Origin of the sequence: Haloarchaeobius salinus (assembly GCF_024464185.1) — an archaeon.
GTDB classification, from domain to species: domain Archaea; phylum Halobacteriota; class Halobacteria; order Halobacteriales; family Natrialbaceae; genus Haloarchaeobius; species Haloarchaeobius salinus.
Genome location: NZ_JANHAU010000002.1, coordinates 520,836 through 541,297, shown reverse-complemented (window position 1 = coordinate 541,297; position 20,462 = coordinate 520,836). Strand labels below are relative to the sequence as shown.

At 69.5% G+C, this 20,462-nt stretch carries 27 protein-coding genes; 17 read left to right on the top strand and 10 right to left on the bottom strand.

All coding sequences use genetic code 11. The features are described from left to right. The first annotated feature begins 72 nt into the window (after positions 1 to 72). The gene (locus NO345_RS09345; RefSeq protein WP_256298577.1) at positions 73 to 1,143 is read left to right on the top strand and encodes a glucose 1-dehydrogenase; all 1,071 of its coding nucleotides are present in this window, start codon (positions 73 to 75) and stop codon (positions 1,141 to 1,143) included. Then, on the top strand, positions 1,140 to 1,787 hold the full coding sequence (gene gfcR / locus NO345_RS09340; RefSeq protein WP_256298575.1) for a transcriptional regulator GfcR: 648 nt from the start codon (positions 1,140 to 1,142) through the stop codon (positions 1,785 to 1,787). Before NO345_RS09345 ends, gfcR begins: the two co-directional genes overlap by 4 nt. 1 nt (position 1,788) lies before the next feature. Here gfcR and NO345_RS09335 read toward each other — a convergent pair whose 3' ends face one another. After that, positions 1,789 to 2,721: an ArsA family ATPase gene (locus NO345_RS09335; RefSeq protein ID WP_256298574.1), complete on the bottom strand. Its 933-nt coding sequence runs from the start codon at positions 2,719 to 2,721 to the stop codon at positions 1,789 to 1,791. 252 nt (positions 2,722 to 2,973) lie between these two features. Between NO345_RS09335 and NO345_RS09330 the strand changes: the two genes are divergently transcribed. The 6 genes from NO345_RS09330 (at position 2,974) to NO345_RS09305 (ending at position 6,660) form a co-directional block, all read left to right on the top strand. Beyond that, the gene (locus NO345_RS09330) at positions 2,974 to 3,315 is read left to right on the top strand and encodes a glutaredoxin family protein (protein WP_256298572.1); all 342 of its coding nucleotides are present in this window, start codon (positions 2,974 to 2,976) and stop codon (positions 3,313 to 3,315) included. Between the two features lie 118 nt (positions 3,316 to 3,433). Then, positions 3,434 to 4,021: a DUF7110 family protein gene (locus tag NO345_RS09325; protein WP_256298571.1), complete on the top strand. Its 588-nt coding sequence runs from the start codon at positions 3,434 to 3,436 to the stop codon at positions 4,019 to 4,021. Between the two features lie 143 nt (positions 4,022 to 4,164). Then, entirely contained in the window at positions 4,165 to 4,995 is an 831-nt protein-coding gene (locus NO345_RS09320) for an aldo/keto reductase (protein ID WP_368407860.1), read from the top strand. Positions 4,996 to 5,058: 63 nt separating this feature from the next. Then, a complete protein-coding gene (locus NO345_RS09315; protein WP_256298569.1) occupies positions 5,059 to 5,781 on the top strand; it encodes a hypothetical protein in 723 nt (240 codons plus the stop codon). Between the two features lie 227 nt (positions 5,782 to 6,008). After that, on the top strand, positions 6,009 to 6,200 hold the full coding sequence (locus tag NO345_RS09310) for a DUF7333 family protein (RefSeq protein ID WP_256298568.1): 192 nt from the start codon (positions 6,009 to 6,011) through the stop codon (positions 6,198 to 6,200). A 70-nt stretch (positions 6,201 to 6,270) separates the two neighbouring features. Next, positions 6,271 to 6,660, top strand: a complete 390-nt coding sequence (locus tag NO345_RS09305; RefSeq protein ID WP_256298567.1) for a hypothetical protein — start codon at positions 6,271 to 6,273, stop codon at positions 6,658 to 6,660. Here the strand turns inward: NO345_RS09305 and NO345_RS09300 are convergent. The 3 genes from NO345_RS09300 to NO345_RS09290 form a co-directional block, all read right to left on the bottom strand. Further along, the gene (locus tag NO345_RS09300) at positions 6,657 to 6,983 is read right to left on the bottom strand and encodes a transcription factor S (protein ID WP_256298566.1); all 327 of its coding nucleotides are present in this window, start codon (positions 6,981 to 6,983) and stop codon (positions 6,657 to 6,659) included. The genes NO345_RS09305 and NO345_RS09300 overlap by 4 nt on opposite strands. A gap of 70 nt (positions 6,984 to 7,053) precedes the next feature. Then, positions 7,054 to 7,686, bottom strand: coding sequence for a DsbA family oxidoreductase (locus tag NO345_RS09295; RefSeq protein ID WP_256298565.1), 633 nt, complete (start codon positions 7,684 to 7,686; stop codon positions 7,054 to 7,056). Positions 7,687 to 7,796: 110 nt separating this feature from the next. Beyond that, on the bottom strand, positions 7,797 to 8,066 hold the full coding sequence (locus NO345_RS09290; protein ID WP_256298564.1) for a DUF5789 family protein: 270 nt from the start codon (positions 8,064 to 8,066) through the stop codon (positions 7,797 to 7,799). 91 nt (positions 8,067 to 8,157) lie between these two features. On the opposite strand from NO345_RS09290, the gene NO345_RS09285 reads away from it, so the two are divergent. Both NO345_RS09285 and NO345_RS09280 read left to right on the top strand, forming a co-directional pair. Next, a complete protein-coding gene (locus NO345_RS09285) occupies positions 8,158 to 8,664 on the top strand; it encodes a DUF5797 family protein (RefSeq protein ID WP_256298563.1) in 507 nt (168 codons plus the stop codon). Positions 8,665 to 8,677: 13 nt separating this feature from the next. Further along, the gene (locus tag NO345_RS09280; RefSeq protein WP_256298562.1) at positions 8,678 to 9,496 is read left to right on the top strand and encodes an Nmad3 family putative nucleotide modification protein; all 819 of its coding nucleotides are present in this window, start codon (positions 8,678 to 8,680) and stop codon (positions 9,494 to 9,496) included. Position 9,497: 1 nt separating this feature from the next. Here the strand turns inward: NO345_RS09280 and NO345_RS09275 are convergent, their stop codons facing one another. Continuing rightward, positions 9,498 to 10,562: a DUF5787 family protein gene (locus tag NO345_RS09275; RefSeq protein WP_256298561.1), complete on the bottom strand. Its 1,065-nt coding sequence runs from the start codon at positions 10,560 to 10,562 to the stop codon at positions 9,498 to 9,500. A 101-nt stretch (positions 10,563 to 10,663) separates the two neighbouring features. Between NO345_RS09275 and NO345_RS09270 the strand changes: the two genes are divergently transcribed. After that, positions 10,664 to 11,299: an HAD family hydrolase gene (locus NO345_RS09270; RefSeq protein WP_256298559.1), complete on the top strand. Its 636-nt coding sequence runs from the start codon at positions 10,664 to 10,666 to the stop codon at positions 11,297 to 11,299. Positions 11,300 to 11,308: 9 nt separating this feature from the next. Here the strand turns inward: NO345_RS09270 and NO345_RS09265 are convergent, their stop codons facing one another. Further along, positions 11,309 to 11,965, bottom strand: coding sequence for a helix-turn-helix domain-containing protein (locus tag NO345_RS09265; RefSeq protein WP_256298557.1), 657 nt, complete (start codon positions 11,963 to 11,965; stop codon positions 11,309 to 11,311). 85 nt (positions 11,966 to 12,050) lie between these two features. On the opposite strand from NO345_RS09265, the gene NO345_RS09260 reads away from it, so the two are divergent. Further along, a complete protein-coding gene (locus NO345_RS09260; protein WP_256298555.1) occupies positions 12,051 to 12,956 on the top strand; it encodes an alpha/beta fold hydrolase in 906 nt (301 codons plus the stop codon). An 86-nt stretch (positions 12,957 to 13,042) separates the two neighbouring features. On the opposite strand, the gene NO345_RS09255 is transcribed toward NO345_RS09260, so the two are convergent. After that, complete coding sequence (locus tag NO345_RS09255; RefSeq protein WP_256298553.1) at positions 13,043 to 13,486, bottom strand: bis(5'-nucleosyl)-tetraphosphatase; 444 nt, start codon at positions 13,484 to 13,486, stop codon at positions 13,043 to 13,045. A 102-nt stretch (positions 13,487 to 13,588) separates the two neighbouring features. Between NO345_RS09255 and NO345_RS09250 the strand changes: the two genes are divergently transcribed. The 4 genes from NO345_RS09250 to NO345_RS09235 all read left to right on the top strand — a co-directional run bounded on the left by NO345_RS09250 (position 13,589) and on the right by NO345_RS09235 (position 16,468). Continuing rightward, positions 13,589 to 13,921 carry an uS10/mL48 family ribosomal protein gene (locus NO345_RS09250; RefSeq protein ID WP_256298552.1) on the top strand — a complete coding sequence of 111 codons (333 nt, stop codon included), beginning with the start codon at positions 13,589 to 13,591 and terminating at the stop codon, positions 13,919 to 13,921. 259 nt (positions 13,922 to 14,180) lie between these two features. Next, positions 14,181 to 15,452 carry an amidohydrolase gene (locus NO345_RS09245; protein ID WP_256298551.1) on the top strand — a complete coding sequence of 424 codons (1,272 nt, stop codon included), beginning with the start codon at positions 14,181 to 14,183 and terminating at the stop codon, positions 15,450 to 15,452. 72 nt (positions 15,453 to 15,524) lie between these two features. Further along, positions 15,525 to 15,965 carry a hypothetical protein gene (locus tag NO345_RS09240; protein ID WP_256298550.1) on the top strand — a complete coding sequence of 147 codons (441 nt, stop codon included), beginning with the start codon at positions 15,525 to 15,527 and terminating at the stop codon, positions 15,963 to 15,965. Between the two features lie 74 nt (positions 15,966 to 16,039). Continuing rightward, positions 16,040 to 16,468, top strand: a complete 429-nt coding sequence (locus NO345_RS09235; protein ID WP_256298548.1) for a hypothetical protein — start codon at positions 16,040 to 16,042, stop codon at positions 16,466 to 16,468. On the opposite strand, the gene NO345_RS09230 is transcribed toward NO345_RS09235, so the two are convergent. Next, positions 16,469 to 17,839 carry a geranylgeranyl reductase family protein gene (locus tag NO345_RS09230; RefSeq protein ID WP_256298547.1) on the bottom strand — a complete coding sequence of 457 codons (1,371 nt, stop codon included), beginning with the start codon at positions 17,837 to 17,839 and terminating at the stop codon, positions 16,469 to 16,471. Between the two features lie 110 nt (positions 17,840 to 17,949). Here NO345_RS09230 and NO345_RS09225 point away from each other — a divergent pair, with 110 nt between their 5' ends. Beyond that, on the top strand, positions 17,950 to 18,285 hold the full coding sequence (locus NO345_RS09225) for a 2Fe-2S iron-sulfur cluster-binding protein (protein WP_256298546.1): 336 nt from the start codon (positions 17,950 to 17,952) through the stop codon (positions 18,283 to 18,285). Here NO345_RS09225 and NO345_RS09220 read toward each other — a convergent pair whose 3' ends face one another. Together NO345_RS09220 and NO345_RS09215 are read right to left on the bottom strand one after the other, a co-directional pair. Next, complete coding sequence (locus NO345_RS09220; protein ID WP_256298545.1) at positions 18,286 to 19,140, bottom strand: AAC(3) family N-acetyltransferase; 855 nt, start codon at positions 19,138 to 19,140, stop codon at positions 18,286 to 18,288. Between the two features lie 66 nt (positions 19,141 to 19,206). Then, on the bottom strand, positions 19,207 to 20,367 hold the full coding sequence (locus NO345_RS09215) for an MBL fold metallo-hydrolase (protein ID WP_256298544.1): 1,161 nt from the start codon (positions 20,365 to 20,367) through the stop codon (positions 19,207 to 19,209). Between the last annotated feature and the right edge of the window lie 95 nt (positions 20,368 to 20,462).

Here is a 20,462-nt window from a genome sequence, read left to right as displayed (position 1 = left end):
ACCGCCCACCGTGGCCAATACTTTACTCGCGACAGAATAAATCTTTTGTCTCGGGGGGTCGTTGGGGCTGACATGCACGCAGTCGCAGTGCGTCGTGACGGAAGGGAACCCGAGGTCGTGGAGAAGCCACGCCCGGAGCCGGGACCGGGCGAGGCGCTCGTCCGCACGCTCCGGGTCGGCATCGACGGCACCGACCACGAAGTCATCGAGGGCAGCCACGGCGGCTACCCCGACGGCGAGGACCACCTCGTACTGGGCCACGAGGCGGTGGGCGTCGTCGACGACCCGAACGGAACCGAACTCGAGGCGGGTGACGTGGTGGTCCCGACGGTCCGGCGAGCTCCACCGAGCGGCACGAACGGGTACTTCGAGCGCGGCGAGCCCGACATGGCACCCGACGGCGAGTACGTCGAGCGCGGCATCGTCGGCGCGCACGGCTTCATGAGCGAGTACTTCACCAGCCCCGCGGACTGTCTCGTCTCGCTCCCCCGCGAGCTGGCCGACCTCGGATTCCTGGCGGAACCCATCAGCATCTCGGAGAAGGCGTTCGAGCACGCCTTCGCAGCCCGCTCCGCCTTCGACTGGGAGCCCGACTCCGCGCTCGTGCTGGGCAACGGCAGCCTCGGCCTGCTGACGCTCGCGATGCTCGACGGCAGCGACGGGTTCGACCAGCTCTACTGTCTCGGCCGGCGCGACCGCCCCGACCCCAGCATCGACATCATCGAGGACCTCGGCGCGACGTACGTCGACTCGCGGGAGACGCCCGTCTCCGAGTTCGCGTCGGTCCACGAGCCCGTCGACTTCGTCTACGAGGCCACCGGCTACGCGAAGCACGCCTTCGACACCATCGACGCGCTCGCGCCCAACGGCGTCGGCGCGCTGCTGGGTGTCCCCACCGACTGGACGTTCGAGGTCGACGGCGGCCGGCTCCACCGCGAGTTCGTGCTCCACAACAAGGCGCTCGTCGGCAGCGTCAACTCCCACGTCGGCCACTTCCGGGCGGCCATCGACCGACTCGACTCGTTCCCGGCGTCGTTCGTCGACGACCTCGTCACCGGCGTCTACGGTCTCGACGAACTCGACGCCGCATTTGCGACCGACGACAGCACTATAAAAACCGCGGTCGAACTCGGTGCTATATGAAGAACGTCGACGACCTCATCGAGAGCGCCGCGGAGCTGGCCGAGCACGGCCACTCCAAGGGCGAGATCGCGGACGAGCTGAACGTCTCCCGCGAGACCGCCTCCTGGCTGGTCGAGCGCGCCGGCGGCTCCGCGACCCCGGCCACGAACGACATCGCCGCCCCGACCGGTGGCCCGCAGGACATCCACGTCGACTGGTCCGCCGTCGGCCGCGACAGCTACCGGCTCGAAGCCGTCACGAGCGCGATGGCCGACCTCCTCGCGAAACAGGGAGACGACGTCGACCTCACCGTCGGCATCGAGAAGGCGGGCGCGCCCATCGCCACGCACATCGCCAGCGAGCTCGACACCGACCTCTCGAGCTACGCCCCCAGCAAGCACCAGTGGGACGAGGGCGAGCTCGACACCGACGTCGGCGGCTCCTTCTCGCGCAACTTCGCGCAGATCCGCGACCGCGACTGCTACGTCGTCGACGACACCATCACCTCGGGGACGACGATGACCGAGACCATCGAAGCCATCCAGGACGAGGGCGGCAACCCCGTCGCGGCCTGCGTCCTCGTCGACAAGCAGGGGCTCGACGAGGTCGAGGGCGTACCCGTCTACTCGCTGTTCCAGGTCATCTCCGTCGGCAGCGAGGAGTAGCTCAGATATCGATCCGCTCGGCCAGCCGGTCGAGCGCGTCCGCTCCGTACGCTTCTGGACCCAGGTCGGGCAGTACCTGAATCTCCATCCCGTCGAACCGATCGCGTATCTCGTCGAGGTGCCGCTCGTGGCTCTCCGCACGCGCCCGACAGCGCTCGCAGTCCTCGTCGGCCGACTCGAGCACCCGGTTCACGACCAGCGTCTCCACGGGCACCTCGAACCGGTGCAGGCGCTCGACCAGCCGGTCGCTCTCCTCGATTGCCAGCGTCTCGGGCAGCAGCACCACCCTGAACTCGGTGCGTGCCGGGTCACGCAGGAGCTCCGAGACCGCCTGCAGGTCCGCACGGAACGACTCGATGTCCTCGGCGTCGTCGTCGCTCCCCCAGAACGCCGCCGGGCCGAAGACGACGCTGCGCGCACGGTCGACCAGCTGGCGCACCTCCCCGCGGATCTGCATCGCCGTCGAGAGCCCTTCGCCGAGCACGTCCGGGAGCGTCAGCAGCCGCAGGGTGTGTCCGGTCGGGGCCGTGTCGAACACCACCCGGTCCCACCGGTCCGCGTCGTAGTCGAGGAAGAACGAGAGCGACGCCACCTCGTCGCTCCCCGGGACGAACCCCGCCTCGAACAGCCGGTCCACGTCGGCCTCCGAGAGGTCGAGCCCCGCCCGTCTGAACTCGGCGGCCAGCGCGCGGACGACCCGCTCGTACTGCGCCTGTCCCGCCTCCGGGTCGGCCTCGACGGCCCAGAGGTTCTCCGTGACCTCGGTCGGCTCGCCGCCGAGTTCGACACCGAGCGCGTCTCCCAGTGAGTGCGCCGGGTCCGTCGAGACCACCAGCGTGCGCTCGCCCGCCCGGGCGAGGGCGAGGCCCGTCGCGGCCGCACAGGATGTCTTCCCGACGCCGCCCTTCCCACCGTACAGCACGAACTTCGGCATGGGCACACGTACGGCACTCAGCTACAAGTAGGCTGGATTCGCGACCGGCCGTCGGGCGCGACCGTTCCGCGCGACGGACGAGCGACGCGAGAGCGAAACTCCCGCGAGTCTGAGCGCGTCGCGCTCGGGCACCGTGGTCTCTGTCGACCAGCCGACCGACCGGATGTCCACCGCCAGTGAACGACACGACCCGCAATCCACCTCTCACCGACTGACGTAACTTCTTTCCGCGCGCCACCCCTACGAGCAGTCATGACCTTCGACCCGAACCAGAGCCTCCCGCAGGAGGAGGTCGACGAGCGCGTGCGGACGGCCATCGAGGAGAACGAGGTCGTCCTGTTCATGAAGGGCACCGAGATGATGCCCCAGTGCGGCTACTCGGACCGGGCGCTCGGGCTCATCGGCCAGTACCGCGAGGAGTTCGAGACCGTCGACACCCTGGAGTCCCTCGAGGAGTTCCGGGCCGCGCTCTCGGAGCACTCCGGCTGGGAGACCATCCCGCAGACGTTCGTCGACGGTGAGTTCGTCGGCGGCAGCGACGTGCTGGCGGAACTGGACGAACGCGGCGAACTCCGGTCGACCCTCGACGCCTGAACGGCGGGGTTTTACCGAGAAATGGTCGGAAATAAACAGCAGGTCATTTAAGCGCAACGCCCCTAGTAGAGACCGAACGAACGGCCAGCGGACACGTCGTCACACCCCCCCATTTACCATGTCAGCAGAAAACTCCGGTCAGGTATTCAGGCTCCATTCGACACTGGAACTTCCCCTCGAAGACGTTCGAGAGTTCCTCTCGGACGACCCGGAGCTTCCAGACGGCATCGAATCGGTAGACATCACACGACGCAACAACACCCTCATTCTCAAGGCGATCTCGGCGGACAAGTCGGTGAGCAAGTACACGCCCACCGCGCAGCTGAAGGCCAGTGTCGTCGAGAACCGGGTGTACGAGGAGGAACCCGAGGACCAGCATCGCGGTCCGCGCTGGGGCGACGAGGAAGAGGAGGAGGAAATCCCCTCCGAACTCGTCGAGTTCGCGGCGTTCAAGGGCGACCGCGAGACGGTGCTCCAGAACTCGCTGCTCCAGTACGAGATGTTCCTCGTGCTGTGTGCCATCGCCCGCGAGGCCGAGAAGGGCACGCTGACCGCCATCACGGCCCACGACGGCGACCTCGACGCGACCCGCATCGTCGACGGCGAGGACCGCCCGGCCTCCATCGAGGTCGTCGAGGGTCGCTCCGAGGGCCAGGCCGCCAACAGCGGCGTGAACTGGCGGGACAACAAGTTCATCAGCGACTGAGGCTCGTGTTCTTCTGATCCGTCGGTATCCACCGGACAGCGGCAGCCCTGTGACGCGCGCCACGTTGGTGGGCTGGCGACCGCCGCGACACCCTCGCCGAATCCACAACCCCTTTCCACGTCAGACGCCTGGTTTCGGGTACGATGTCTCAGGATACACTCACCCCGGATAGCGTCCCAACCGCCGACGGGATGCCGGTGCTCGGCCTCGGCACCTGGCAGAACGAGGACCACGACCAGTGCGCCGACAGCGTCGCGACCGCACTGGAGATGGGCTACCGCCACATCGACACCGCACAGGCATACGGCAACGAGGCCGCCGTCGGCGACGGCATCGCGCAGGCCGACGTCGACCGCGAGGACGTGTTCCTGGCGACGAAGGTGTGGATCAGCAACCTCGCACACGACGACGTGCTCTCGAGCACCGAGGCGAGCCTGGAGAAGCTCGGCGTCGACTACGTGGACCTGCTGTACGTCCACTGGCCGTCGGGCGAGTACGACCCGGAGGGCACGCTGTCGGCGCTCGACCAGCTCGTCGACGGGGGCAAGGTGAAGAACGTCGGCGTCTCGAACTTCGAGCCCGAGCACGTCGACGAGGCCATCGAGACGCTGGACGCGGACGTGTTCGCGAACCAGTTCGAGTGCCACCCGCTGCTCCCGCAGGAGGAGCTGCGCGCGCACTGCGACGACGCCGGCGTGAACGTGGTCGCGTACTCGCCGCTGGCCCGCGGGAGGGTGTTCGACGTGCCCGAGGTACAGCGCGTCGCCGAGAAGCACGACGCCAGTGCGGCCGCGGTCAGCCTCGCGTGGCTCCGCGAGAAGGGCGTCACCGTCATCCCGAAGGCGACGAGCGAGGACCACATCCGCGACAACTGGACGTCGCTGTCGGTCGACCTCGACGCGGACGACGTGGCGGCCATCGACGCCATCGACGAGCGCGAGCGGGCGGTCGACCCCGACTTCGCGCCCTGGTAGGAGCGGACTACCCTGCCGGTACCAGCCGAAAAGTAAAACGCCACGGGGGCGAACCGAACTGATATGGCCGGGTTCGTCGGAGCAGTGGGCGTCGACCTGAAGCGACTGCACGAGACCTGGATGGAGCTGTTCTTCCCGCGACAGCGCGGTGCCGACGAGTCCGTCCTCGGCAAGTGGAAACCCGAGACGACGAGCGGCAAGCTCGCGTACAACGGCTGGGCGGCCGTCGGCGCGGTCGCCGTCGCACTCGTCTACCCGTTCGCGCTCGCCGGCGTCGTCGCCCGGTACAACGCCTACCGGCTGGACGACCTCACCTCGGCACTCGGGCTCGTCGGCACCGTGCTCCTCGTCGCGCTGCTCTGGGGCGCGCTGTCGGCCGCGGCCTGGGTCCGGTTCACCTTCACGGGCTTCCTCGCCGTCGTCGCCGCCGCCAGCGTCGCGACCCTCTCCGCGGGACTCGCGCTCGGCTTCTCACGCGTCGGCGGGCGTGTGACGACGGTCGTCCTCGCCTACCCGTTCGCGACGACCGCCGTGTTCCTCCCGCCGGTCGTCGCGGCGTTCTACTCGCCCGCACTCGGCGAGCTCGTGTTCACCGAGAGCGAGTCGCTCGCCATCTGGTTCCTCGACAACGTCTTCGCCGTCGGCGGCATCAACGAGTACCTCCGCACCGAGTACGACCTCACCGGCGTCGCCTACGTGCTGCTCTGGCTCGGCGTCTCCGTGCCGGTCGGCTGGGCACTCGGCGTGCTCGTGACGCTCGCGAACCTGGTTCGGCCGACCGATTAGGAGGGACTCGTCGGACCGGTCCGGGTGTCTCCGGTGTGAACTCCCCGGACCGGAGTGGGACCGGCGAGACTGCGCGACCACGAGGAGGCGCGTCGGAACGGTCCCAGCGCCTCGCGCTCAGACACCGCAGGCACGACGAGCCCAGCGGGGCTCATGAGGGCGCAGCACTCACAGCAAACACCACTCGCTCCGCACCGATTATCTACCTCCAGCCCTCAGACCCGGGTATGGAACTCGACCAGACGAAGACCGCCGCGGTCTTCATCGCGCTCGTCGCAGTCGGCACGCTCGCGCTCGTGGTCGCACCGATGATGACGACGGAGACGGTCCTGATGATGGTCACCCCGTCGATGGTCGTCTTCGGGCTCGTCTGCCTGGCCATCGGTGTGGCCCACGGACAGTACCGGGCGACGCACTGAGCCGTAACACGTCAGTCGAACCGGCACGCGTAACGAAACGCATTCCTCGCACCCGGCCGACACTCCAGCCATGAGCGACGCCACCGAAGCCACGGGACTCCCCGTCGATCCCGAACTCGTCGGGCGAGCGTTCGCGGCCCTGTCGGGACTGCTCGGACTGGTCTTCCTCGGGCTGCCGGTCACGTCGGACCTCGGGTCGCAGCTGGACCCCGCGGGGGTCGTCCCGGTGGTGTACGGGCTGGTGGTCGCCTTCGGGCTGTGCCTCGTCGCCGTCGGCTGGCTGGGGCGTGACGGGCGGCGACCGCTGGCGACCGTCGCGCCGGCGCTGCTGGCGGTTGCGCTCCTCGTCCTCGGTCCGGGGCTCGACTACCCGTTGAGCGCGTTCAACTGGGCGGGGCTGGTGCTCGCGTCGGTGGTGTTCGGCGGCCTCGGGTCGCTGTGGACGCTCGTGTACGGTTAGTGGTCGTCCTCGCGCCACTTGTGCTCGCACTCGGTGCAGATGAAAAAGCGGGTCTCGGACTCGTCGGCCGAGCGGATCTGCTGCATGTACCAGTAGGCCTCGTCGTTGTCACACTTCGGGCAGTGGGATTCCGTCGTCGGCAGGCCCTTGTTCTCGGCGTCGGAGACGTCGACGACCTCGGACTCCTCCTGGCCCTGTGTGGTGACCATCGCCTGTTCCGACTGGGCGTCGCGGGGCTTCGAGAAGCCACACTCCTCGTTCCCGCAGACCCACTCGTCGCCCTCCGTCTTCATCATTGAACCGCATTCGTCACAGAACTCCATCGTACCCCTTCGTTCGCCGTCGAACGGACTTAAGCGACCCGCTTGTCCGGCCGGCTGTCCAGTCGCCGGCTCAGACGCCCTCGACGAGTCGCTCGAGCTGCTCGGGCGGGACCGCGCCACGGGCCTGGTGGCCGTCGTGGACGAACGTCGGGACGCCGGTGACGCCGGCGGCCTTCGCGGCGGCGAAGTCCTCGGCGAGCGCGTCGCGGTTCGCGTCGTCCGAGAGCGCCGTCTCGACCATCTGCTCGTCGATGCCGACCGCGCGTGCGACGTCGACGAGCACGTCGGCGTCGCCGATGTCGCGGCCGTCGCGCCAGAGCGCCGCCAGCAGTGCCTCGTCGAGCGCGCGCCAGGTGTCGTAGGGCTCGCGCTCCTGGACGTACCGCGAGAGCAGCTGAGCCTGCAGCGAGTCCACGTCGCGGGAGACGTCGACGGTCATCTCGACGCCGTACTTCTCGCGGAGGCGCTCGACGCCCTGTCTGGCCCGCTCGTAGTACGCCTCGTCCTTCCCGTCGTCGACGCTCAGGTCGAGTTCGCCGTCGGGGCCGCGCTGTGCGGCCCGGAGGTCGAACGGGTGCCACTCGATCCGCAGCGGCTCCTCGCGGGTGTCCTGGTAGAGCGACAGCGCGTGACGCCCGAGGTAGCAGAACGGACAGACGTAGTCGGCGTAGACCGTCACGGAATCGACGTGCTCGCGTGTCATGGACCCGGCTACGGGCCCGACAGTGAAAAACGAGAGCCAACCGTGCGTGGCTTGCGGACGACCGCATCCCGGCACCCGATTCGGTCGTTCGTCCGGGGGCGTTGCCGAACTCACTCCCCGTCGCCGTCGGTGTCGGCGGCGGGGGCGCGGGCATCCTCGAGCGCCACGCCGACCGCGTCCTCCAGTTCGAACAGCAGGTCCTGTGGGGTCCGGAACGCGTCGCTGTCCGTCTCCGAGACGAGCACCCCGAGGTTGGCCTCGTCCTCGGCGACCACGAGCGTCACGTTCTCGAGGTCCGCCGCGGCGTCGTCCCGGAGCACCGGGTAGGTGAGGTCGTCGAGCGCGGACTCGATGTGTGCGTACTCCACACGCCGTGTCATGTGTGCCCGTTTGACTCGCGTCCCCTTGAGCGTGGTGTCGAACCGTCTGGAGACAGAACGCCCAAATACCGGCTGACCGTAGCGACGCGCAATGACCCTCTCGGAGGAGGCGCGCGAGCGTCTGGCCGACATCGTCGAGCTCCAGCCGACGAAGAACGCCGAGCTGCAGGAGCGGTGGGCGATGGAGAGCGGGAGCGAGGTCCACGGCTTCCTCGAACGCGAGCTGAAGGAGTACTACTTCCGGGACGACAACAGTCTCATCCGCGCGACCGAGGAGGCCGCCGAGCTCGTCGACGTGGAGCCCGGCGTCACCGCGGGCGACGAGCCCGGCGGCACGCCGAGTGCCGTCCGCGTGCCGGCGCTCCAGGCCGCCATCCTCGACAACCTCGCCGGTCCGGACGAGGACGGCCAGAGCGTCGTCAGCGTCCTCCGGACCCTGCGCGAGCACGCCGACCTCGACCCCGACGTGGACGAGGTGCGCGACGCGCTCCAGTCGCTCCGCCGCAAGGACGTCGTCGAGGTCGTCTACACGACGGTCCCGACGTTCCGCCTCGCCGTCGCGCGCGACGAGTTCGAGGTCACGGTGAACGACTCGTGACCCAGCGCCCGCGATGACCGTCGTCTGCTGTGGCATCGGTGCCGACACGACCAACGTCGAGCTGCGGGACTCCCGCGTCCCGACGGTCGGTTCGAATGGAGAGTTCGAGTACGTCCCCATCCCGGAGAAGACCCGCGAGACGAGCGAAGGTCGGCCCTACGGCGACCGCCCGCTCCGCCACGGCGACGGCACCATGGCCGACCTGCTCGCCAGACTGGTGCCCGACCCCGGCAGCGACGGCGAACCGGTGACCGAAGCCGACGCCATCGCCAACTACCCGCCCCACGACGACCCGAACCTCGACGCGCTGACCTACGGCGAGCACCGCCCCGGCTACGTGAACCGCCTCGCCGCGCTGGAGTCGGACGGGGACGATGCGGTCGGCTTCTACGCCGGACTGGAGGACGCGGACGGGCGGCTGCACCGCTACCTCGTCGGCTGGTTCCGCGTCTCCCGGGTGACCGTCGTCGAGGCCGACGATTCTCGGGCAACGAAGCGCGAGAAGCTGGCTCGACATCCCGAGAACGCCCACACGAAGCGCGCCGTCGACGGGCGACCGTACCGCGACGACCGCCGGGTCGTCCTCCTCGACGGCGACGAGGGCGGGCTGTTCGAGCGCGTCGGGAGGTCCATGAGCACGTTCTCGGCGTTCGACGGCGAGCGGCGGGGCTACTTCCTCGACGACGAGTTCGCCGGAGAGTTCGCGGTGACGAAGCCCGCGCACGATCCCGATTCTGCGAAACGGGCGGAGAAAGCCGGCGTGATTCGGAAGCCGGCCATCGTCTGCGACCTGGACGCCGAGACGTTCCGCGAGCGGGCGATGGACTGGTGACCTACTCCTCCGCCAGCCCGGGCCGCCGTCCCCGCCGCCGACGCGACAGCAGTCGCTTCGTCGCCGCGCCCGGCCCACCCTCGATGGGCCAGCCCCTCGTCCGCCAGGCGGGCGGTTCGGGCTCGAACTCGGCGCAGCGACCGGCGCACTCGCCGGCGGTCTGACAGCGCCCCTTCGCGTCGCACCAAGGCAGCAGCGTGCCGTCTTCCCGGGCCTGGAAGTGGCGGCAGTCGGGCCGCATCGTGTCGACGTAGGAGCGCCAGCCGCGGGCGTAGGCCCGTTCGGCGATCTCGCGGCGCTTGTCGGCCTTCCACTCGGGGTCGGCGTACTCGAACCGGGCGGCGGAGGCGTCGAACTCGCTCCCGTCGGGCCGCTCCAGAATCCGGGTTCCGGGGTCGTCGACGGCGAGCGAACGCGCGTGCCAGGCGACGCTGGCCTCGGACGCCGGGGTTCCATCGCCGTCGCCCACGTCGACGGTGAGGATGCCGGCCTGCACGGGCAGGCTCTCGAGCAGTACGGGTTCGACGGCACCGCCGGTCGCGCGCGTCGCCACCCATGCCTCGTCGGCGAGCGAGAGCGCCACGTCGTATTCGAGTTGCGAGACGAGCGCGTCGGCGGCGCTGGCGTCGAGGTCCGGCTTGTTCTCGACGGCGACGATTCGCCGGCACCAGTCGGGGTATTCCCACTTCCGGCGGCACTCGATTCGGCCACCCGACTTTCTGGTCTCGACGATACCCCGGTCGGCGGCGTTGTGTACGGCCTCGCGGACGTACCGCCACGGGTAGCCCGGGTAGGGGAGCGCATCGCGGTAGTACGTCCACTCCGCGGGCGCGTGGCGGACGACGTGCAGGAGGTCGGAATCGAGCGCGTCCAGCCCGAAGTTCGCCCGCTGGCGCAGGCCGTCGGGGTCGCACTCCAGAACCAGGGTGTCCCAGCGTCGGTCACGGGTTCCCAGTTGACGCGCGACGAGCACGACGGAGTCCTCGCGTGCGGGCTCCCACGCGCGCTCGGCCCAGCGACAGACCCGGAGCTCGAACGCGAACTCGGTGTCCTCGCCGGGGAGCATGCTCACCCCTGTGCGTTCGAGCGCCGAAGCCGTTACGGGTCGACCGCGAATGGACGGCGGTTCGACAGATTGAACACCGCCCGGCAAGTCCGACGAACTCCATGCATCTCGTCCTCGACTACGGCGGCGTCATCGTCCAGCACGGCGACGAGCGCGAGCACGCGCACCTGCTGGGTGCCGACCCCGAAGCCGACCCCTACCCCGGCTGGCTCGCCTACTTCGCGTTCCGCGACGGCTTCGTCCAGACCACGGACGGGTACGTCGACCTCCTCGCGACGCTCACGGGCGCGTCCGAGGACGCGTGTCGTGAGTACCTCGACCGGACGTGGCTCGACCCCGAGTTCCCCGCGGAGCACGGAGACGTCCTCCGGGACCTCGCGGCCGAGCACACGCTCGTCCTCTTCGGCAACATGGCGCGCCCGTGGATCGAGACGGTGCTCTCCGAACACGGCGTCCTCGACTGCTTCGACGACCTCGTCGTCTCCTCCGACATCCAGCGTCCGAAGCCCCATCCGAGGGGCTACTTTGAGTGCCTCCCCGAGGGCGACGAACCGGTCGCCTTCGTGAGCGACGAGTACAACGAGGACCTCATGATGGGCGAGTGTCTCGGGATGACGTCGGTGTGGGTCGAGAACGAAGACGACGAGACGCCGTACCGGGAGCCCGACGTCCGGATCTCGTCGCTCGCCGACCTGCCGGAGGTTCTCGCTTCGGACGACGGGACGCTCGGACGGTGACCCGGCGGCCTACCCGCTCCCGCCGTCACTCCCGACGAACCCCCGGACAAGCGCGGCCTCCCCCCTCCTGAGCAGTTCGCCCGCGGTGCTCGCCGCGCAGTCGAGTTCGGCCGCCACGTCGGCGACGCTCCCCGTTCTCGGCACGTCGTAGTAGCCGACCGCGACGGCGGCCGCGAGCGCCTCGTGCTGCCGGGTTGTCACGTCGACCGCGGGCGTGGACCAGCGCCGGAAGTCGGCGACGCGCTCGACGGTGGCGTCGACGTGCTCGCGCAGGTCGGCGTGGAACGCGGCGAGGAGCTCGGGCTCCCCGACGGCGTCGACGCGAGCCCGGCACCCCTGCTCGAAGGTGACCGGCGGGAGGAAGACGACGCCCGAGTCGGCGACGAGGTCGAGCACCGGCGCGCCGAGTTCGTACCCGGTCTGGTGGACGAACGCGTAGGTGCCGCCGTCGCCCGCCACGAGGTCCACGGCGGTGCTGCTCTCGACCGCGTCGAGCAGTGACCGGACCGCGTCCGGCGCGCCGTCGTACCACGCGAGCGTCGTCACGGTGTCCATCGGGCCCCACATCAGCAACTCGGCGCGGGAGACGTTGCTGTCGTCGAGCCGCCGGTGCATCGGATGCGCCAGCGACGGCGGGTAGTCGACGGCGAAGGTGACGCGTCGCACTGACCGAGGCTGCGTGACGACGGTATTTAAAACGCCGCATCAATACGGCCCAAGCTCCTCTCCGGTTCGGTGGGAACGTGTTCGTATGCGCCCGTCGCCCGACCTGCAGGACGCGCCACCCGACGATGTCGGGAGCACAGCCGCGCGACCGGACGGCCCCGCCGTGGCCACCATCGCGGACGACCGCAGAGTCGCCTACGCCGAGTACGGAGCCGCCGACGGTGCACCCGTGCTGTTCCTCCACGGCACGCCCGGCTCACGCGTGCTGGGACGGCTGCTCGACGAGGCGGCACGCGGGCGCGATCTGCGTGTCCTCGCGCCGGACCGCCCCGGCTACGGCCGGTCCGACCCCGCACCCGACGCCGGACTCGCCGACATCGCGGACGGTCTCGTCGCGGTCCTCGACCACGCCGACGTCGAGAGTGCTCCCGTCGTCGGTTTCTCCGGCGGTGCAGCCGTCGCGGTCGCGCTGGCCGGCCGCCACCCCGACCGCGTCGACGCCGTCCACAGCGTCTCCGGGGTCGCCCCGCCGTCGCTCCGGAGCGACCAGCCGGCCGTCCAGCGGCTCCTCGGGACGCTGGCGGGGCGGGCCCCGCGGCTGCTCTCGGGGCTCGTCCGCGCACAGGCGTGGATCGCCGACCGCGGCTCCCCGTCGGCCGTCGTCTCGCAGTACACCGACAGCGAGGGTGCGGCCGCGCTGTCGGAGCCGCAGGCCGAGACGTTCCGGCGTGACTTCGTCGCGGGCGTAGGTCCGCAGCGGGCCGGCTTCGTCCGCGAGACGCGGCTGCTCGGTGAGCCGTGGCCCGTCGAGCCGTCGGTCGTCGACGTCCCGGTCCACTGCTGGCACGGCGAGCGCGACGCGAACGTCCCCGTCGCCGACGCCCGGCGGGTCGCCGACGCCGCCCGCGCCGAGCTGACCGTCGTCGACGCCGACCACGCCACCGCCCTTGTGGAGCACCGCGAGGCGGTGCTCGATGCCTGCATCGAGTGAGAACGGGCCGAGCCGGGGGCTGGGCCGTCGCTGGAGGGGTAGAATGGGAGAGACGATTGCGAGACGGCTCGCGGAGCCGGTGGCGACTAGTCGTCGCCTTCGCTCGTCGTTTCGAGTTCGTTCAGGAACTCGTGTGCGTCCTCGAGGATGTCGCGTGGGCCGTCCTGCGTGACGGTGTTGACCGCCTGTTCGTAGTCCCGCCACTGGAGGTCGCGGTGCTCCGTCGAGAGCTCCGCACTGGCCTCGAACGACCGGGCGATGAACAGGTGGACCGTCTTGTGGATGGTGTCCCCACCCGCCTCGAAGACGTAGTCGTACTCTTCTCTGAATCCGTCGATGAGACGGAAGTCGTGGATGCCTGCTTCCTCTTTCACTTCTCGAATAGCCGTCTGCTGGAGTTCTTCGTCTCCCTCGACACCGCCCTTCGGGAACTCCCAGTCACCAGGGCGGCTCTTTAGCAGTAGGTACTCGCGCCGGCCCCGCGTGTCGCGAAAGAGGATGGCACCTGCGCTCGTAGCTTCGACTGCCATTACCCCTTTGTAAAGGGTCACCAGTTAAGAGAATATCGGACCGGTTGCCGACGCGTCTCAATGGGTTTTTGACCTTCAGCCGCGACCAGTACCAATACGACCATGAGCTTCGTCACACGCCTCACACTCCAGAGCGGGGACCGTGCCGCCCTCGACAGCGTCGTCGAGGACATCCGCGAGCGCGTCTCCCGCAAGGGTGCGGAGATGAAGGGCCCGCACTCCGCCCCACCCGAACGACTCCGTGTCCCGACGTACAAACGCCCCACCAGCGACGACGGGTCCCAGTTCGACGCCTGGGACTACACCGTCTACAAGCGCGAGATAGAGATCGTCGGCCACGACGAGCTCGCCCACACCATCGCCGCCGGTTCGGCGTTCCCCGACTCCGTCCACGTCGCCGCCGAGGTCGAGCAGGTCCGGTCGCAGGGCTCGTAATCGGTCTTCTCTGCCCGGTTTTCTCCCGGTCGTTCTCTGCTGACGTCTCCAGTTGTAAACAGTGGCACCTCGGACAGCCAGAAAGCTCCCTCCCGCTCGGCTCGCAGGAGCCCGTCACGCGCCACTTGGCCGATCCGGCGCTATCGCCCATCGAGGTTCACAAACATTGTAAACTCCAGGGCCGCCACACGCGACACCACACCCGGAAACACGCGGCGGCAACTCCGCGGTTAAGTGCCTCGGGCGCGTCGGCCCGGACATGGCAGACAGAGACAGGCTCGTCGCCTTGCGGCGGGAGTTCCACCGCCAGCCGGAGCCGGCCTGGCGCGAGTACTGGACGACGGCGCGCATCGTCACGGAGCTGGAACGCATCGGCGTCGACGAGCTGTACGTCGGTCCGGAGGCGCTGAACAGCGACGAACGGATGGCCGTGCCGCCGGAGGAGGAGCTCGAATCGTGGTACGACCGGGCCGTCGAGGCGGGCGCTGACGAGGGCGTCCTCGAGCAGCTCCGGGGCGGCCACACGGGCGTGGTCGCGGTCGTCGAACAGGGCGCGGGTCCGACGGTCGGCCTGCGCGTGGACATCGACGGCCTGCCCCGCGAGGAGTCGACCGACGAGGACCACGTCCCGGCGGCGGAGGGCTTCCGCTCGGAGACGGGCGCGATGCACGCCTGCGGGCACGACGGCCACGCGACCATCGGGCTGGGGGTGCTGGAGGCCGTGAAGGGGAGCGACTTCTCCGGCACGCTGAAGGTGTTCTTCCAGCCGGCCGAGGAGCTCGTCGGCGGCGGGAAGGCGATGGCGAAGTCGGGCCACCTCGACGACGTGGACTACCTCTTCGCGCTGCACCTCGGGCTCGACCACCCGACCGGCGAGGTCGTCTGCGGCATCGACGAGTTCCTCGCGGTGAAACACATCGACGTGCGGTTCACCGGCGAGCCCGCCCACGCCGGCGCGAAGCCCGAGGAGGGCGAGAACGCGGTGCAGGCCGCGGCGGCTGCCGTCCAGAACCTCTACGCCATCCCGCGGCACTCCGACGGCGCGACGCGGGTGAACGTCGGCCACCTCGAGGCCGCGAACGCGACGAACATCGTCGCCGAGGAGGCCACCATGGAGTGCGAGGTCCGCGGCGTGACGACGAAGCTGAAGGACTACATGGACGAGCGTGCTCATCGCGTCATCGAGAACGCGGCGGCGATGCACGGCTGCGAGTCCGAGACCAGCGTCGGCGGCGAGGCACCCTCCGCGCGGAGCGACGAGGAGCTCGTGGACATCGTGGGCCGCCTCGCGGGCGGCAACGCCGACGTGGAGCGCGTGGTCGACCGCGACGCCCTCGGGGGGAGCGAGGACGCGACGTTCCTCATGCAGGCAGTACAGAAACGTGGCGGCCTCGCGGCGTACGTCTGCGTCGGCACGGACCACCCCGGCGGCCACCACACCGCGACGTTCGACGTGGACGAGGACAGCCTGCCCATCGGCGTCGACGTGCTCGCAGGGGCCATCCAGACGGTCGCCGAAGAGCGTCCCTGACCGCGCGCAGCGATTCTTTCACGGGGAGCGGTTCGAAAGTATTATTTGATTGTAGCTCGCTGTACAAAATTAATGCCAGAAGAAGCTGTTCGAACCATCGGTCTCTCCACGGCCGTCCTCGTCGGCGGGCTCACGGCCTCGGTCCTGGTGGTCGTGGGGCTCGCACTCGGCCCGTTCGCGGTGGACCCCGGACTGGATGTCGTCGCCGAGTACGGGTCGTGGACGGTCGCCCTCGGGGTGCTGGCCGCCGGGTTCGTGCAGACGTTCGTCACGACCGCCGTCCACCAGCACTACGGCTGGGCGCGCACACCGGGTGTCCTGCTCCACCTCGCATGGACGCTCGCCTTCGGCTACGCGCTCGTCACGGTCGGCGTGCGCATCGTCCCGCTGGTGCTCTGTCTCGCCAACGCCTTCGCCACCGTCGGCCTGCTCACCGCCGGCGAGGCGTTCGACACCGGCAGAACCGACACCTCCGAGATGCACGCCACCGACATCGGCACGGGCTACCGCTGAACCGGCATCCTGTCGCGGCCGAGACCGATAATTTTAGGCCCGACCTTTTTGTTTCATCCGTCCAACTGGTTCGTATGGGGAGACCGACGTACCGGCCGACGACGGTCACGTTCGCGGCGTTCGTCGCGGCCATCGGGGGATTCTGGACGCTCATCGACAGCGGTCTGCTGTTCGTCCTCGGCGCATCGCTCGACTCGCCACTCGTCGTCGCGTTCGGCGGGACGATGATCGTCTTCGGACTGCTCCGGATGCTCGTCGCGGGCGCGCTGTTCCAGATGCGGACGTGGTCCCGCCCGGTCGGAATGCTGCTGTTCGCGCTCGCGGCCACGCTGAACGCCTGGGCCATCGTCACCGCCGGTGGCGGCGGGAACATCGTCGCGTTCGTCGCCAACGGCGGTGCGCTCGTCGCGCTGGCGATGAGCGGTGACGCGTTCAGGCCGGACGTCGAGAGCGCCGACATCAGCGACAAGCCGGCGACGAAGATCGGGACCGGGTCGCGATAATCAGTACTTCGGCTCCGCGCCGGTCGTCTCGTACACCGCCTCCATCAGCGTGTCGCGCTTCGACTGCCACATCTCGAACTCGTCGGGGCTGCTGGGGTAGTGCTCGTAGTGGTCCATCAGGTCGTCGGCGCACTGCTTCGTGCGGTAGAACTGGAGGATGTTCCGCCAGTAGCCGAAGCTCTTGACCGCGAGCTTGGCCTTGAACAGCGTGCTCATCTCGGTGCTGCCCTCGTACAGCGCCTCGGCGAGCTTCTCGCCCGGCAGCGACGCGAGCAGGCCCATCAGGTCGTCGACGTCGACCGCCGTCGAGAGGATGTTGTACACGTCGAGCGCGGCGTAGCGCGCGCCGAAGTGGTCCATGACGCGCTCGTTGTACTCCCAGAGCGTCTCCTCGCTCACGTCGCCCTGCTCGATGGCCTCGATGGCCTGCTCGCCGGCGTACTTGCCCGCGTAGGCCGCCCCGGCGATGCCGCCGCCGGTGGTCGGGTTGACGTGCCCCGCGGCGTCGCCGACGGCCATGTAGCCCGGCGCGACGGCGGAGTCGTAGGGTCGTCGCGTCGGGAGCGCGGCACCGAGCTTGTCCTCGACCTCCGCGCCCGCGAACTCCTCGCGGTTGCGGAGGTCCCGCTTGAGGTCGTCGACGAGCTCCATCGGCTCCTCGGTCATCTGGAAGCCGAGACCGGCGTTGATCTCCGTCTCGGTGCGCGGGAAGTACCAGAGGTAGCCCGCGGCGCGCTCGGTCGGCTTGAACACGAGCGCGTCGTCCCACTCGACGGGCTCCTCGACGTGGACGATCTCGCGGTAGGCCGAGCAGAACTGCGAGTAGTTGACGTTGGTGTCGAACGTCGCGTCGGAGAAGTCGACCGTGTCCTGCAGCAGCGAGAGCGAGCCCGCGCCGTCGATGACGATGTCCGCGTCGTACTCGACTGGGTCACCCTTCTTCTTGGCCTGGAGTCCGGTGACGACGCCGTCGTCGTCCTGTGTCACCTCCTGGATGACGGTGTCGTAGTGGAACGTCGCGCCGGCATCCTTCGCGCCCTGGATGATGCAGCGGCCGTACTCCCAGCGGTCGATCACCGCCAGCTCGCCGGGGACCGGGATCTCGAGCACCGTGTCCTCCTGGGGGATCTCGAAGCGCCCGTGGTCCACGCCGGTGTTCGTGAACGCCGGTTCGAGCTGCTCCTTCGGGATGGCCTCGGGGAACGCGTCCGCGCCCTTGAGTGCGTCCCCGCAGGCGATGTGTCCGGCCTCCTCTGCGTCCTTGCGCTCGACGACGACGACGTCGTAGCCCTCGCGGGCGATGGTCGCCGCCGCGTAGCACCCCGACGTCCCCGCGCCGGCGACGACGACGTCGAACTCGTGGCTGGTCATGCTCACCCGTCGAGGCCGCAGGGAAAAAACGTTTTACTCCCGTTTCTGTCGTCCGGGCGAACCCAGAAAAGGGATAAAGAGTTTAGTCCGGAACCGCTGTAGCCGAAGCCATGACCGACTACACCGTCGAGTTCGTGGGGACCGGTGAGTCCATCACCGTCTCCGACAAGCAGACCATCCTGAAGCGATGCATCGAGGAGGGCATCGCCCAGGAGTACTCCTGCCGGGTCGGGATGTGTCTCGCGTGCTCCGCCGAGATCGTCGAGGGCGACGTGGTCCAGCCCGCCGCGCGCGGGCTCACCGAGGAGGAGCGCGAGGGGTTCGCGCTGACCTGCATGGCACGGCCCGCCTCGGACCTGAAGCTCGACCGCGGGAAGTACCCGCCGAGCATCGAGGACGACGCCGCGGTGAGCGCAGAGCCCGGCGCGGCCGCGGGCGACGACTAGTCACTCCCCGCCGTCGTCCTCGCGCGCCCGTTCGAGCGATTCCGGCCTGTTCTCCCCGAACCAGACCGTCGCGAAGTCCACGAGCGCCCGCTGGTCGACGAGCCGCGACTCGGCCTCGCCGACCCGTCCGACGGTCACGGCCTCCGGGCACTCGTGCTCGAAGGCCTCGCCGACCATCGGGAAGTCGGCGGTGTCGAGCGCAACGTCGTCGAACTCGAGCCAGATACGCTCGCCGTCGCGGATGGCCGGGCCGCCACCCGTCTCGCGCTCCTTCGGGAACGCGCCGCGGTACTCCGCGAGATGGCAGGAGGTGGCCGTCTCGTAGTCGGTGCCGAGCATCAGCACCGTCGCGTCCTGCTCGTACAGGCGCGCCAGCGGCGACCCCTCGCCGAGCGGTTCGTCGTCGGGATGCGGGACCACGATGTCCTCGGCGTCGGCACCCCACGCGGCGAAGGAGACGACGGGGTGGTCGCTCCGGACGACGCCGGGGTACGCCCGGAACGTGTTCGGGATGGCCCCGATCCGGGGACAGGGCGTCGACTCGGGCCGGAACGCCGGCATCGTCTCGCGTATCGTCGGCTCCCAGTCGTCGGGTACCGGCGGGTTCTGCCAGCCACCCGGGTCCGAGTAGTCGCCCGTGAACGTCGGCAGCACCAGCGTCCCGTCCGCGGTGACGACCTCCTGCAACGCGTCGACGACGGCGGCCGGGCCGCCACAGACCCAGCCCAGCGCCGACAGCGAACTGTGCACGAAGACGGTGTCGCCCGCCGACAGGCCGAGCTCGCGCAGGTCCGTGACGAGTCGCTCGACGGTGATCGGTTCCTCGCTCATCGCTTCCGGCAGCACGTCGCTCATCTGAGTGGCGTTGAGTCGCCGGGCGTCGGGTAAAAGTCTTCAGCCCCCATGGGAACTGTTCACAGGCTACCGCGCCGCGCAGTTGTTCGGCCCGAGTTCGACCTCGAACGCCGTGTCGTCGTCCAGCGTCTCGCGGCCGAGGTTCGTCTCGATGATGCGCTCGTACTCGTTGGGCTGCGGGGGAAGGTCGGCGAGCACGGAATCCACGAACTCGTCGCGGGTGAGCGAGAGCGCGTCGACCCGCTCGCGCACCGTCCCGAGCGTCGCGGTGACGGTGCCGTCGTCGGCTCGCGGCGTCTCGTCGTCGCGGTGACCCGGCGCGACGACCATCCCGTCCGGGTAGGTGAGCAGTCGTTTCTGGATGGTGTCGTACAGCTCGCCCGCCAGCTCGGCCGCGCCCTCGTCGCCCTCCTCGAGGTCGGGCCGAGCGACCCCGTCGACGAACAGCCCGTCGCCGGTGAACAGGGTGTCGGCGGCGACGAGCGTCGTCATCTCGGTGGTGTGCCCGGGCGTCGCGACGGCCTCGATGGTCGTGTCGCCGAGTTCGAGGGACTCACCGTCGGCCAGCGGGCGCGCGTCGTACGCGAGGCCGCGCTCTCTCGCCCGTTCGGGGAGGACGGGCTCGGCGTCGCTCGCGGCCGCGACGGCCCGCACGCCGGAGACGTGGTCGGCGTGGACGTGCGTGTCGATGGCGTAGCGGAGGTCCACGCCGCGCTCGCTGGCGTCGGCGACGTACCGTTCGGCAAAGGCCCGGAGCGGGTCGACGACCGCCGCCTCGTTGCCGTCGACGATCATGTAGGAGAGACAGCCGCTCGACGGCCGGTCGTACTGGACGACGGTGCCCGACGCCCCCTCGACCTCGCGGGCGACGAGCAGGCGGGCCCAGGCGTCCATCCCACCCGCCAGGTTCCGGGCGTCGTAGCCCGCGTCCACGAGAATTTCGGCGGCGTGCGCGCTCGCCTCGCCGTGGCCACAGACCGCGACGATGGGCTCGACCGGGTCGTCGCCGACGAGGGAGTCCACGTCGCCGGTGACCTGCGCCTGTACGAACTTCACGTGGGGCACCTGGCTCGCGCTGACGCCGGGACCGTCGACGTGCCACGCCTCGAACTCGTCGCGGTCGCGGACGTCGAGCAGGGTGAACGGCTCGCCGGAGCGGACCAGCTCGTCGAGCTCGCGGGCGTCGACCGACGGGGGCTCGCCGTCGGCCTCGGATGGGACACTCATACCCTGCAGTACGCCCGGCGGGAGGATAAAAACCGTGCGTGGACACCTCGGACCACAGAAACGACGCGTGTGGGACAACGTTGAAGCCGCCGCCG